Origin of the sequence: Desmonostoc muscorum LEGE 12446, from assembly GCF_015207005.2 — a bacterium.
GTDB classification, from domain to species: Bacteria; Cyanobacteriota; Cyanobacteriia; order Cyanobacteriales; family Nostocaceae; genus Nostoc; species Nostoc muscorum.
Genome location: NZ_JADEXS020000001.1, coordinates 3,555,556 through 3,567,746 on the forward strand (window position 1 = coordinate 3,555,556; position 12,191 = coordinate 3,567,746).

Below are 12,191 nucleotides of genomic sequence, written 5' to 3' on the forward strand. Positions count from 1 at the left end.
CAAAGAGGAATTTATTATGCATCGCACTCCAACCCGCAGACAAATTCAAGCCAAACTTAGCACCATGCCTCCTCAACGTTCTCAAGCAACAGTTTACTTAAATGCTTACAAAATGATGTTAGAGAAGGAGCGTTTAGAGGAGGAACTAGAGAAACTCGAAGCACGCCGACATCAGATTCAGCAGCGTCTTGCTATTTTAAATAGTCAACCAATTGCTGAAGGAGACATGACCCATCAGCAAGCAAAGACTGACTTGGAGGACAATACACCAAAATTCAAAACCTTAACATTGGAATACTAGTAAGTCGGTACAAATAAAGTTAACTAGTAATGGTTGTTTTTAGTCATTAGTCAATAGTCTCTAATCCGAATAGCACTAAATTAACGGCAAATCCATTATCAGTAGGGTAGGTTAATCTACAATGCTTGCTCGAATATCTTTTAAAGTCATCATTAGCGTTAATGGTTCTATTGGTGATGCTTGAAACCCACGTTTTAAATAAAATTTTTTGGCTTCTTCATCTTTAGCGTGAACCAAAATACATCTAACACCAGCTATTTGAGAGACTGATAAAATCCGTTTAATAGCATCTTTTAATAAGCCAGACCCTATACCTTGTCCTTCCCATTTGGTATCTACAGCTAACCTACCAATAAGCATACACGGTATAGGGTCTGGTGCGTTCCGTTTAACTTTGCTAACAGCTGCTAAATGAGTTACAGAAGCTGTTGCTAAACAGTAATAGCCTATTACTTTATTTTCAACTGTTACTACAAATGTTCTGGCTGTATCCCCCTCATTTTTCAAAGCTCTCTCCTTCAGCCAGCTATTCAAGGCTTCTGATTTGGATTCAAACTCTGATACATCATGGTCTTTAGTAACAGGCTGAGGAGCATTGATCATTTTCGTTTGGTTTGTCATCAATCCCAAGGCGATTTAGCAGTTAATAGTTTACGAATTTCTTCATTTGCTTTAGGTGATGAGTCCAAAATAGCAAGGAATTCTTGATATTTTTCCTCATCTAATGCAAAGAAGGTTTTGTCACAGATGACTTTTTCAGCTTCTCTACAGGCTACTTCTAACATAAAGTCAGAACGGCTTTTACCAAGAATCGAAGCCGCATTGTCAATTAAATCCCGTTGTTGTTCTTGAACTCTAATATTAATTACTTGGTTACGACCAAGATTATCCATTTTAGAACGGGCAACCATTAAGTATCTTCCATGTTTATGTGTCATGTTAAGCATTACCGAAGTAAGGTTGCAGCTTACTTCGGTAATGCTTAATATCTAATATAGAATATTGTATATACAACGTCAACACATTTTATGTGTTAGTGAAAATGTCGGGAAATGACTCTTTTCCAGATGTTGCTGAATCTAGGAATGAAATTGTACGTATTGAAATTTAAAATTCCTTATCCTCTCTGCGTCTGGAGCGCGACGGATACTTTCTACCCTGCGGGTTCCGCGTTAGCGGTACAAGTCGGGAAACCCGCCCACAGAAGTATCCTCCTCTGCGTGAGAAAAACCATCCCACATTTATGCAACGCCCTATTCCTCCAACCCTGTTCCCTCCTTTTCTGCTTCCAGAATTGCTAATAAAAGAGCTTCTTCCTGAATTTCAAACTCTTCTTCAGGAATTTCTCCCATATCAAAAGCAAGTTGGAGTGCAAGAAGCTGCTTGCTGAGATTTTCTTTATCATCAATTTCAGTACTCGCATGTTCTAAAATTTTTTCCCCAAGCCACGTTACCCCCATTAATGGGCCAGTAATCGGTAATAGTAAGAAGCGCAGAACCATATTGCTTTACAGTTGTGTGGACTTCTTAAAGGTATCCTCTCAACACCGTAATCATGCTGATGACATAAATATTAAACATTACTAGTCTTGTGTTGATGCCAAAATGCGTTGGATTTGAGTCCAGTTAAGGCTGATTGACATCTGTATTTTATATTTGCAATGTAACAAAAAATACTTTTGTATGACACATTACTATTGAGGAGGTACTTAGAGTTTGACAACAGTATTAAATGCATCTCCCCAACGATTTGTCAATACACCTGCTGTTCAACGCGTCGCTCAACGTGCTTTGCGCTATCTACAGTCAGGTTTTTCAATACACTTACGTGGTGCAGCCGGAGTCGGAAAAACTACTCTGGCAATGCATCTAGCTGATTTGCTCAACCAGCCGATCATCCTCTTATTTGGAGATGATGAGTTTAAAACCTCAGACTTGATTGGTAATCAATTAGGTTATACCCGTAAAAAGGTTGTTGATAACTTCATCCACAGCGTTGTCAAAATTGAGGATGAACTCCGACAACATTGGGTTGATGCACGATTAACCCTAGCTTGTAAAGAAGGATTTACGCTGGTTTACGACGAATTCAATCGATCGCACCCGGAGGTAAATAACGTTTTACTCTCCGTACTTGAGGAGAGGTTGTTAGTATTACCAACAAACCAACATCGAGCCGAGTATATCCGGGTTCATCCTCAGTTTCGGGCAATCTTAACATCAAATCCTCAAGAGTATTGTGGAGTTCATGCAACTCAGGATGCTTTGATGGATCGTGTTATTACCATCGATATGCCTACACCTGATGAACTGAGTCAGCAGGAAATTGTAGTTCATAAAACAGGTATAGATTCTGAGAAAGCAGAAGTAATTGTCCGCTTAGTACGGACGTTTTGGAGTCGATCTGGCTCTGGACAGGGTGGTGGATTGCGTTCCTGTTTGATGATTGCCAAAATCTGCCACGAACACGAAATTTCCGTAAACCCTGGAGATCCTAGCTTCCAAGATATTTGTGCCGATATCCTGCTTTCTCGCACGAATCAACCTCTCATGGAAGCAACTCGGCTACTAGAAGAGGTTTTAAGTGAATTGTATCATCGTATAAATACTCAATCTCAGCCGTCAGAGATAATACCAAACAACCAAAATCAGATTGTATTGGAACAGCGAGTACCTTACGAGCATGAAGTCTACAGCTACCTGTGTAATTCTCCAGGAAGGCGTTTCTCTGAATTGGCAGTAGAACTAGGGATTGATCGCAGTCAAATCGTAGCTGCACTCAAGTCTCTCAGAGAGCAGGGAGTATTAGTCCAAATGCAGGGCAATGCCGAGTCGCCGAACATCTCACAAACAGTTGCTCTTGATTCTGGCCATTTAATAAACAAATGAGTACTAATACTAATCGGGGAGCTATCACCACATCAACTCAAGGTTCTACCTTGGCAGATATTCTAGAACGGGTTCTGGATAAAGGCATTGTTATAGCAGGAGACATTTCTATTTCCGTAGGCTCCACAGAATTGCTCAACATTCGGATTCGTTTGTTGATTTCTTCTGTTGATAAAGCCAAAGAGATTGGAATTAACTGGTGGGAGAGCGACCCCTATCTTAATAGTCAAACTCGCACCTTATTAGCAACTAATCAACAACTTCAAGAGCGTCTTGCCAGTCTAGAAACAGAACTGCGATCGCTCAAAGCACTCAATCCTATTAATCATCAGAATGCAGGCGATTAGCAAATCAAAAGGTTCCGATTCAGGTTTGGCGCCGTTGTTACTGACGGTTGTTGAACTGATACGCCAACTCATGGAAGCTCAGGTGATTCGGCGAATGGATGCTGGCAACCTCAGCGACTCTGAACTAGATCGAGCTGCCGAAAGCCTGCAAAAGCTTGAACAACAGGTTGTTCAGCTTTGCGAGATATTTGATGTTGACCCAGCCGAGCTAAATATTAACTTGGGTGAAATGGGAACTTTACTTCCCCAATCTGGAGGATACTACCCCGGTGAAATCTCTAGTCAACCCTCTATTCTAGAACTCCTCGATCGCCTATTAAATACGGGTGTTGTGGTTGAAGGTGACTTGGACTTAGGACTGGCTCAATTAAGCTTAGTTCATGCCAAGTTAAGATTAGTACTCACTTCTAAACCTTTGTAACCTTTTTATCACTGATTTAAGGATTTCACGGAATGAAGGATATGGCAGTAAATACTCATGGTTTAATACCCCAACAAGACTCTTAGCAAGTAATGCGATTGGGGTTAAATTCCCATTGCAAAACTTAATTAGGAATTACGAATTACGAATTACGAATTATTTATCTACATTCTTCTTGGTAAGACATTCTTATGAGTTATGGCTTTTACATTTATGGAATTTTGACCTTGCCTGCTCCACAAAATTTAAATTTAGAGGGCTTAGATCGGCAACCTGTACAAATTAAAATTTTGGATGATTTTGCAGTAATCTACTCGGAAGCACAGCAAGAGCGTTATTTGGCCAGCCGTCGTAACCTGCTAAGTCATGAGAAAGTCCTTGAGGAAATCATGCAAGCAGGCGATCGCTATTTACTGCCCGTGCAATTTGGACTTTTGGTTTCAAGCTGGGAAACGGTTTCACAGCAATTAATTCGTCCTCATCAAGAAGAATTGACGCAATTGCTTGCAAAGTTATCGGGTTGCCGAGAAGTTAGTGTCAAAGTTTTTTGGGATACCGAGGCAGAAATTCAGGGACTATTGGCAGAACACCCAAATCTCAAAACCGAAAGGGATAAGCTAGTGGGTCAACCCCTGAGTATGGAGCGGGTAATCCAAATAGGGCAAACCATCGAACAGGGAATGAGCGATCGCAAGCAAAGCATCATAGATGTATTTCAAAGCACGCTCAACTCCATTGCGATCGAGGTGGTGGAAAATACTCCCCAAATGGACACAATGATCTACAATTCAGCCTACCTAATTCCTTGGGAAGCAGAATCACAATTTAGCGAACACGTTGAAGCACTCGATCGTCAATTTGAAAACCGTTTGCGAATTCGTTACAACAATTTCACTGCCCCGTATAACTTTGCTCGTCTTCGATTATCCACTTCCAACTGATTAATTCCTCTAGCTGTGAATAGCAATAAAAATTGAAAATAAAAAATTATTGAAACTTTTAATTTTTTAGCAATTAAATGTTTCTCTACTTTTTTTAAGAGGATGTTTGAAAAGTCCTCTCATCGGTAGCAAAACGTTCTAGATTCCCCTAAATCTCCCTTGTAAAGCTACGGTGTACGCACAAGTTATGGAATCACTACCAGACATTGAATTACCCCTCCCTAACCCTCCCCTTGTAAAGGGGAGGGAACTATATTTTCCGGTTTCCCCCCTTTCCAAGGGGGGATTAAGGGGGGTAATTAAGGGAGGTTAGGGAGGATCTAAAAGTGCCCAAAATCACAGTGAAATACTTTTCAAACAACCTCTAAGTAAAATCAATGGACGACATATTTAAAGGATTTGAACACCTATTAGAAATTGCCAAAGCTTTAGAAGAAAAAGTAGAGAAAGGGGAGTTAAAAACTTCTATTCAAATTCGATCTCATAATCTCAGTAGTATTCCCCGGCAAGGCAATATTCCGAGAACAAGGAGTTCCAGCCGAGTCAGATCCAATTCCACCGATGCAGCTACACCAATGGATGATGTTGATGTCACCCCCCCATCAGCTCGGACGAACTCAAAAGCTTCTTGGCAAGGTATCGGGGGCTTGGCTGATGTTCTCCAAGAAATCAGAGAGTTAGTTGAAATTCCACTTAAACGTCCAGATTTATTGGTGAAATTAGGGTTAGAGCCTCCGCGTGGGGTTTTGCTCGTTGGCCCGCCCGGTACAGGAAAAACTTTAACAGCCCGTGTTTTGGCAGAAGAGTTAGAGTTAAACTACATTGCCATCAATGGCCCAGAGGTGATGAGCAAGTATTACGGGGAAGCAGAGGCTCGTTTACGAAGCATTTTTGAGAAAGCAACTCGTTCTGCTCCCTGCCTAATATTTATTGATGAAATTGACAGCCTTGCTCCAGATCGCAGCCAAGTGGAAGGTGAAGTTGAAAAAAGACTAGTGGCGCAGTTGCTTGGGTTAATGGATGGGTTTGCTAAAACCGAGGGCGTACTTGTATTAGCAGCAACAAATCGTCCCGATCATCTCGATCCGGCCCTGCGTCGTCCGGGACGCTTCGATCGCGAAGTTCAGTTTCGGGTTCCCGATCGCGATGGACGATTGGAAATTCTGACGATTTTGACAAGTGCTATGCCCTTGGAGACTTCGGTTAATTTAGCAGCGATCGCCGATTTGGCTGTCGGTTTTGTGGGTGCCGATATCAAAGCACTTTGTCAAAAAGCAGCCTACATTGCCCTTCGTCGTCAAGTCCCCTCCCTCAACAGTCCTGTTCCTGAGAACATGACTATCATGCAGCAGGATTTTCTCGAAGCAATTAAGGAGATAAAACCCTCAGTTCTCAGGGATGTAGCAATTGAAGCACCAAATGTAAGTTGGGATGATATTGGTGGTTTGGATGATGTGAAACAAAAACTTCAAGAATCTGTAGAGGGCGCACTTCTATATCCCGAACTATACGAGCAAACCAAAGCCAAGCCTCCCCGTGGGATTCTGTTGTGGGGGCCACCGGGAACGGGAAAAACATTACTTGCAAAAGCGATCGCTTCCCAGGCTAGAGCCAACTTTATTGCTGTGAATGGCCCGGAATTACTCAGCCGATGGGTAGGTGCGGCAGAACAGGCAGTCAGAGAACTCTTTCGCAAAGCTCGGCAAGCAGCTCCTTGCGTTGTGTTTATAGATGAAATTGACACCCTAGCACCAGCACGGGGACGATTCACTGGTGATTCTGGAGTTAGCGATCGCGTTGTCGGTCAATTGCTCACCGAATTAGATGGGTTGCATGAATGCCCGAAAGTACTCTTAGTAGGAGCAACCAATCGTCCAGAAACGCTCGATCCTGCCTTGCTCAGAGCCGGAAGATTGGACTTACAAATAAAAATCGATCTACCAGATCGAGCCAGCCGATTAGCGATTTTACGAGTTCACAATCTAGATCGTCCCCTGGTTGATGTCGATTTAGAAACTTGGGCGACAGTTACCGAAGGTTGGAATGGCGCAGACTTGGCTTTATTGAGCAATCAAGCTGCTTTAAGCGCCATTCGTCGATACCGCGCCCAAGGATTGACTGACTCCAGCTTGATTCAGATTACAAATGATGATTTCCAAGTTACATACCAAATGCTAGCTAACCAGCATCAATCTGAATAGAGGGCAGGAGGCAGGAGGACTCCTGCCTCATCCCAGCTACAAATATTTACGCCGTTTTACTTATGTCAATATACGTTTATGCTCTTCTAGTCCCGACCGCATCACCCCTTGTTCTACCCTTCGGGATGGAAAGGAATATTCAACTAGTTTACTCTTCTGGTTTAGGCGCGATCGTAGAGCCGGAAATTTCACTGGAGGCAATACAAGCAACGGATGAGCGTTTACTTCAAGCTGTATTAAACCACGATCGCGTAATTCGAGAACTTTTTCAACAAACTCCTCTTCTTCCCCTACGCTTTGGGAGGGGTTTTACCTCGCAAGAAACACTGCTGAATCATTTAGAAAAGCACCAAGAGCAATATCTAGAAGCCCTAACTCAGCTAGCAGACAAAGTTGAGTACACTTTAAAAATGACACCCTGTTCTTTACTTGACGATTCTGAAACTATTGATGCTAGGGGAAAAGCCTATTTATTAGCGAAAAAACAACGCTACCAAACACAGCAAGCATTTCAAACACAACAATGCCAACAGTGGGAACTCTTGAACGAGTTAATTCTCAAAACATATACAAATGTTATCTGTGAAACTCGACAGCCAGATGTGCGGCAAATCCACTTTTTGGCACAGCGTAACGATTCAACGCTCAGTACGCAGCTATTTTCCCTCTGGCAGGTACAATGCTCGCACTGGCAATTAGCACTGAGCGAACCTCTACCACCCTATCATTTTCTAAAAAATACTCTCATATAAATTCATAAAAAATAATATTTAAAACTTTCCCAGAAAGAATAAAGACGATCTAATTTTTTATTTAATTTTTTTATTTTCTTATATTTATCTTATATTTTTGGGAACACTAAACCCAGGAAGAATAAAACACATTGTGTAAGTTTTACCTACTGCTCAATCAGAGCAAGATTAAATCAATAATTAGAGTTGTGAGAGGAAAAGAAAATGGCTGTTGAAAAAGTTAACTCATCTTCAAGTCTGGCTGAAGTTATTGACCGGATTTTAGACAAAGGAATTGTAGTTGATGCTTGGGTACGTGTTTCTTTAGTTGGTATTGAACTGCTATCAATAGAAGCTCGGATTGTGATTGCTTCAGTTGAAACTTACTTAAGATATGCCGAGGCAGTTGGTTTAACATCTCAGGCTGCTGTTCCATCTGCTGCTTAACACCACATTAGAAAAAGGGAGTCTTCATGGCTCCTAAGCTGATGCGCGTCTAAAGTATATAAACACTCTTGATGGTCGTTGACAGATGACTATTGACGGTTAACAATCATCTGTCATCAGTCATCAGGGAAATGTACAAATTAAATGCGTAACAGCTTATTTAATATAGGACTCATATTTGATTTTTGAACAAAACTCAGTACACCTTTATTCCTTCTTCCCAGTCCCCAGTCCCCAGTCCCCTACCTCTACGAGTAATTCAAAAATCAAATCGGATTGCTATATTTCTAGTTAACAAAATAGGAGATTTCAGCTGATGGCTCTCAATAATTTATGGGAACAAGAGCGATTGCAGCGATTGCAAATAACTGCTGAACGCCGTCAAAAAGTTAACCAGTGGAAACAGCTAACTCAACAAGAATTTCAGCGGCAAGCAGATGTGCTTCATCAAGAATTGAGCAGTTTTGTTAGCACACTTGACAACAACAGAAAGTTACAACAGCAGCAATTTCAGCAAGAGATTGTAGACCGGCAATTGGAAATATTGCAAATAAAAACAGATGTCTGGCAACGCCAGCAAGAATACCGCCAACAGCGGGCAGCAAAAGCTCAGGCATTATTCCAAAACTTGCAAAATTTCCGGGAAATCTTGCATAACAGTGTTTGGGGCGATTACAGTCATGAACAAGCAGTTTCCCCGACTCCTGCTAAAGAAGAAAAATTAGTTGCAACAGTTCCAAAATGGTCAATCTCCCGTTCTGCAATTAAAGCCAATGGTTTTCGTCCTTCCGCCAATACCATGACTAAGAAAGTGCCTGCCTTGAATGCAGATACTGTTAAATCTAAAGTGCAGCAATACATTCAGCAAGCTGAAGGAGCTACTCTGATAGAAATTGAAGAAGTCATAGGCTTAAGCCGGGTGCAAACGATAGATGTCCTGCGCTCCTTGATCAAGCAAGGCGTACTAGAACAACGCGATCGCCAATACTTTATTCGGTAACAAGCAATTTCTTGACAAACTTAATTCCAGCTCATTTTGTGTATTTGCAGACTAGCGGGCGATCGCTTGTGTCTTTCGTCTTCAGCAGGCATAGTACACAATCGATAAGCATTAAAGCTGGTCTATGCTTTGTAGTATTCAACATTTCCATCTTTTTCAGGTCTGTATTGACAAGCAATTTGCTCAGTAGATGTAATATGCCAAAAAGTTAACCTATTGATAATTAGAAAAAGAGCTTAAATCTTTGTTCAAGTTTCCGGCTTTTAACTTTAAAAATATCCAGATTGGAAAGGGATATAACAAGTTTGGGTAGCTCAATTAAGGTTTTGAACTGTGCTATTGGCAATTGCACGATGAAGTTAGTAAGCTGGATTGTTTGAGGAATTCTAATGTAAATGCAAAACTCAAGATATATAAGGAGGTGCGATCTATTGTGAATCAATTGATCAACCAACTTCAAACTAAATTATTTACAGGCAGGCTGAATCTTGAAGCAAGAGATGGGCCGACTTGGACGCTATATTTTCGTTTAGGAAGATTAATTTGGCAGGCTGGCGGTTCTAATGCCGATGAGCGATGGCGACGACACTTGTTGCGGTACTGTTCTAATCTGGATGTGACACAGTTGGAGCAGCTTGTCTCTCCCCAGGAAAATTATCGAGAGTATTCTATTCTTGTTAAATTGCGAGAACAAAAATTAATCGAACAACAACAACTTGTTAGCCTGATTACAAGCTCAATAGCTGAAGTCCTGTTTGATATAATGCAGTACATTGAAGCCAAAAGAAATGGCGACAATCCAGCAGGACAGTTGTCACATACTACCGTTGTTGGTGAAGTTCCTGGGGTTCTCCTAGCTGTAATACCAACAGAGGAAGTCTTGAAAAAGGCTACACAAGCATGGCAAGAATGGCGAGATGCAGGACTGGCAACCTACTCGCCCAATTTGTTTCCGATCATTCAACAAATTGAGCTACTTCAAGGACAAGCATCCTCTAAACAGATTATTGCTTTAGTTGATGGCACAAAAACTTTACGAGGTCTAGGGCAAAAAAGCGGTCGGGATGTCTTAGCTTTGACTCGGTTATTGATGACATTGGTAAAAACAGGGGCGATCGCTTTTTCACCCACCCCAAAACTCAGGCAGGTTGGGATTAGTCAAGAAACTGGCAACCCGTCCAGTGCAGTTAATAATTCCAATTCTTCACTAAAGACAGAAGAGGACACTGTTATACAAGTTGCACCCAATTTCAACAAAGTTGCTCCAGCAGCAACTGGCAAAGAAATTGTCAGCCCATCCAGTGCAGTTAATAATTTCAATTCTTCACTCAAGAAAGAAGAGAACACTGTTATACAAGTTGGTCCCCCAGCGGCTAGTAAAGCAATTATTGATGTCTCAAGACCTTTAGTAGCCTGTGTGGATGATAGTCCAACGATATGTCGCAGTTTGGAGGAAATTCTCACCCATCAAGGTTATCGCTTTGTTGGCATTCAAGAGTCCTTGACGGCAGTTTTAAAGCTAATTAAAAGCAAGCCAGACTTCATTTTTTTGGATCTGTTAATGCCAAAAGTGAATGGCTATGAAATTTGTTCTCAAATCCGTAAAACTCCAAGTCTCAAAGATGTGCCGGTTGTCATCTTAACGGGGAAAGATGGAATAGTAGATCGGATGCGAGCAAAATTAGTAGGAGCAACTGACTTTTTGGGTAAACCCGTAGAAGCAGAGAAAGTACTCAATGTGCTTCACAAGTATTTAAGCGTTTAGGTTGAAGCGATAGTCCTCGCAGTGGCTCCTCTATATCCATTTTCAAAAAAGATTTTGGATTGAAAATTGCTTTCTACATATGGGTTGGTGTTAATTCATTTGTCGCAATTATTTTTCAAATTCTGAATTAAATAGTTAGGAAAAAATGAAAAAAGTTCTTTTAGTTGAAGATAGCCTCACAGAATCCGAAAAGATGACACGTTACCTAGAGCAAGGAGGATATTCAGTTTATGAAGTTCGCAGTGGTGAAGAGGCTCAACTCAGGTTAAAACAACAAAAACCTGACTTGATTCTACTAGATTTAATTTTGCCAGGACAAAGTGGATTTGAGTTCTGCCGTAAGTTGAAAGCCGATCCGACAACAAAAGCAATCCCGGTAGTGATTTGCTCAACTAAAAACACAGATGTTGATAAAACTTGGGGCACTATGAGTGGTGCCGATGGCTATTTAGTCAAACCTGTAGATGAAAATACTTTGCTCCAGACTGTTAATAAATTTATTCGCTAAAGGAAACTGGGGCAATGCTACAGGGCAATGATAGTTTTTCTTCGCTACCCATTAATAGCCAATTTCGACTTGAAAACTCTCCCCAAGGAAACAACCAGAGGTTTTTAAGATTTCCGTTGAATGGAAAGGTAAATGGGTTACTCCCATTAGCTGATTTGCGGGGAGTAATTCAGGTTGCACTCACCGAGATTTTGCCAGTACCGCAGGTAGCAGAATTCTTGTTAGGCATAATGAATTGGCGGGGAGAAGCGATCTGGATTCTTGATTTAGCAGCTTTGTTGGGAGCAACACACTGGTGTCGGCGAGAAGGTGTGCGTAACTCTGGTATGGCGATGCTTGTTCAAGTCCAGAATCAAACCGTCGGGCTGTTGGTGGAGCAAGTCAATACCATTGAAGTTTATGACCCCCAAGAGCGGTTAGCGGTTTCGGCATCGATGTTACCTGCTCGGCTGGGCTCGTTCTTGCAGGGTTACTTTGTGGATTCTCAAGGTAGCCCTTTGATGTTAATTGACACCCATGTTGTGATTCAAGCCCTTCAGCCTCTTTAAAATTCAGAGCTTCCTATACAACGCCAAGGGCGGACACACAAAGGCTTCTGGACGCTGAAGCCGTTCTAGAAAAGTAATACCAATTCTCCAAA

The 12,191-nt window shown here is 41.6% G+C and carries 15 protein-coding genes; 12 read left to right on the forward strand and 3 right to left on the reverse strand.

The genetic code is table 11. The annotated features are described in order from the left end of the window. The first annotated feature begins 16 nt into the window (after positions 1-16). Positions 17-301, forward strand: a complete 285-nt coding sequence (locus IQ276_RS15230) for a hypothetical protein (RefSeq protein WP_235115691.1) — start codon at positions 17-19, stop codon at positions 299-301. A gap of 111 nt (positions 302-412) precedes the next feature. On the opposite strand, the gene IQ276_RS15235 is transcribed toward IQ276_RS15230, so the two are convergent. From IQ276_RS15235 to IQ276_RS15245, 3 genes are all read right to left on the reverse strand, one after another. Next, positions 413-904, reverse strand: coding sequence for a GNAT family N-acetyltransferase (locus tag IQ276_RS15235; protein ID WP_193915789.1), 492 nt, complete (start codon positions 902-904; stop codon positions 413-415). 17 nt (positions 905-921) lie between these two features. After that, positions 922-1,212: a type II toxin-antitoxin system TacA family antitoxin gene (locus IQ276_RS15240; RefSeq protein ID WP_193915760.1), complete on the reverse strand. Its 291-nt coding sequence runs from the start codon at positions 1,210-1,212 to the stop codon at positions 922-924. 342 nt (positions 1,213-1,554) lie between these two features. Beyond that, the gene (locus IQ276_RS15245; RefSeq protein ID WP_193915763.1) at positions 1,555-1,803 is read right to left on the reverse strand and encodes a gas vesicle protein GvpG; all 249 of its coding nucleotides are present in this window, start codon (positions 1,801-1,803) and stop codon (positions 1,555-1,557) included. A gap of 214 nt (positions 1,804-2,017) precedes the next feature. Here IQ276_RS15245 and gvpN point away from each other — a divergent pair, with 214 nt between their 5' ends. The 11 genes from gvpN to IQ276_RS15300 all read left to right on the forward strand — a co-directional run bounded on the left by gvpN (position 2,018) and on the right by IQ276_RS15300 (position 12,099). Further along, positions 2,018-3,190, forward strand: a complete 1,173-nt coding sequence (gvpN, locus tag IQ276_RS15250; protein WP_193915766.1) for a gas vesicle protein GvpN — start codon at positions 2,018-2,020, stop codon at positions 3,188-3,190. Further along, positions 3,187-3,537 (forward strand): gas vesicle protein, encoded by a 351-nt coding sequence (locus IQ276_RS15255; protein WP_096576415.1) that lies wholly within the window; start codon positions 3,187-3,189, stop codon positions 3,535-3,537. Before gvpN ends, IQ276_RS15255 begins: the two co-directional genes overlap by 4 nt. Next, complete coding sequence (locus IQ276_RS15260) at positions 3,524-3,958, forward strand: gas vesicle protein K (protein ID WP_193915769.1); 435 nt, start codon at positions 3,524-3,526, stop codon at positions 3,956-3,958. Before IQ276_RS15255 ends, IQ276_RS15260 begins: the two co-directional genes overlap by 14 nt. A 191-nt stretch (positions 3,959-4,149) precedes the next feature. Continuing rightward, positions 4,150-4,899 carry a gas vesicle protein GvpF gene (gene gvpF, locus IQ276_RS15265; RefSeq protein ID WP_193915772.1) on the forward strand — a complete coding sequence of 250 codons (750 nt, stop codon included), beginning with the start codon at positions 4,150-4,152 and terminating at the stop codon, positions 4,897-4,899. A gap of 377 nt (positions 4,900-5,276) precedes the next feature. Further along, the gene (locus IQ276_RS15270; RefSeq protein ID WP_193915775.1) at positions 5,277-7,100 is read left to right on the forward strand and encodes an AAA family ATPase; all 1,824 of its coding nucleotides are present in this window, start codon (positions 5,277-5,279) and stop codon (positions 7,098-7,100) included. Positions 7,101-7,162: 62 nt separating this feature from the next. Next, positions 7,163-7,852, forward strand: coding sequence for a GvpL/GvpF family gas vesicle protein (locus IQ276_RS15275; protein WP_193915777.1), 690 nt, complete (start codon positions 7,163-7,165; stop codon positions 7,850-7,852). 204 nt (positions 7,853-8,056) lie between these two features. Then, the gene (gene gvpA / locus IQ276_RS15280) at positions 8,057-8,278 is read left to right on the forward strand and encodes a gas vesicle structural protein GvpA (protein WP_163931998.1); all 222 of its coding nucleotides are present in this window, start codon (positions 8,057-8,059) and stop codon (positions 8,276-8,278) included. A 316-nt stretch (positions 8,279-8,594) separates the two neighbouring features. Continuing rightward, positions 8,595-9,278 carry a gas vesicle protein GvpC gene (locus IQ276_RS15285; protein WP_193915780.1) on the forward strand — a complete coding sequence of 228 codons (684 nt, stop codon included), beginning with the start codon at positions 8,595-8,597 and terminating at the stop codon, positions 9,276-9,278. Positions 9,279-9,711: 433 nt separating this feature from the next. Beyond that, entirely contained in the window at positions 9,712-11,043 is a 1,332-nt protein-coding gene (locus IQ276_RS15290; RefSeq protein ID WP_193915783.1) for a response regulator, read from the forward strand. Positions 11,044-11,188: 145 nt separating this feature from the next. Next, on the forward strand, positions 11,189-11,551 hold the full coding sequence (locus IQ276_RS15295; protein ID WP_073640802.1) for a response regulator transcription factor: 363 nt from the start codon (positions 11,189-11,191) through the stop codon (positions 11,549-11,551). 14 nt (positions 11,552-11,565) lie between these two features. Continuing rightward, on the forward strand, positions 11,566-12,099 hold the full coding sequence (locus tag IQ276_RS15300; protein WP_193915786.1) for a chemotaxis protein CheW: 534 nt from the start codon (positions 11,566-11,568) through the stop codon (positions 12,097-12,099). Positions 12,100-12,191 lie beyond the last annotated feature (92 nt).

Excerpts from the sequence above, each read along its gene's own strand:
- IQ276_RS15230 (WP_235115691.1), top strand. The coding sequence starts at position 17 with ATGCATCGCACTCCAACCCGCAGACAAATTCAAGCCAAACTTAGCACC.
- IQ276_RS15235 (WP_193915789.1), bottom strand. The coding sequence starts at position 904 with ATGATCAATGCTCCTCAGCCTGTTACTAAAGACCATGATGTATCAGAG.
- IQ276_RS15240 (WP_193915760.1), bottom strand. The coding sequence starts at position 1,212 with ATGGTTGCCCGTTCTAAAATGGATAATCTTGGTCGTAACCAAGTAATT.
- IQ276_RS15245 (WP_193915763.1), bottom strand. The coding sequence starts at position 1,803 with ATGGTTCTGCGCTTCTTACTATTACCGATTACTGGCCCATTAATGGGG.
- IQ276_RS15255 (WP_096576415.1), top strand. The coding sequence starts at position 3,187 with ATGAGTACTAATACTAATCGGGGAGCTATCACCACATCAACTCAAGGT.
- IQ276_RS15260 (WP_193915769.1), top strand. The coding sequence starts at position 3,524 with ATGCAGGCGATTAGCAAATCAAAAGGTTCCGATTCAGGTTTGGCGCCG.
- gvpF (WP_193915772.1), top strand. The coding sequence starts at position 4,150 with ATGAGTTATGGCTTTTACATTTATGGAATTTTGACCTTGCCTGCTCCA.
- IQ276_RS15270 (WP_193915775.1), top strand. The coding sequence starts at position 5,277 with ATGGACGACATATTTAAAGGATTTGAACACCTATTAGAAATTGCCAAA.
- IQ276_RS15275 (WP_193915777.1), top strand. The coding sequence starts at position 7,163 with ATGTCAATATACGTTTATGCTCTTCTAGTCCCGACCGCATCACCCCTT.
- gvpA (WP_163931998.1), top strand. The coding sequence starts at position 8,057 with ATGGCTGTTGAAAAAGTTAACTCATCTTCAAGTCTGGCTGAAGTTATT.
- IQ276_RS15285 (WP_193915780.1), top strand. The coding sequence starts at position 8,595 with ATGGCTCTCAATAATTTATGGGAACAAGAGCGATTGCAGCGATTGCAA.
- IQ276_RS15295 (WP_073640802.1), top strand. The coding sequence starts at position 11,189 with ATGAAAAAAGTTCTTTTAGTTGAAGATAGCCTCACAGAATCCGAAAAG.
- IQ276_RS15300 (WP_193915786.1), top strand. The coding sequence starts at position 11,566 with ATGCTACAGGGCAATGATAGTTTTTCTTCGCTACCCATTAATAGCCAA.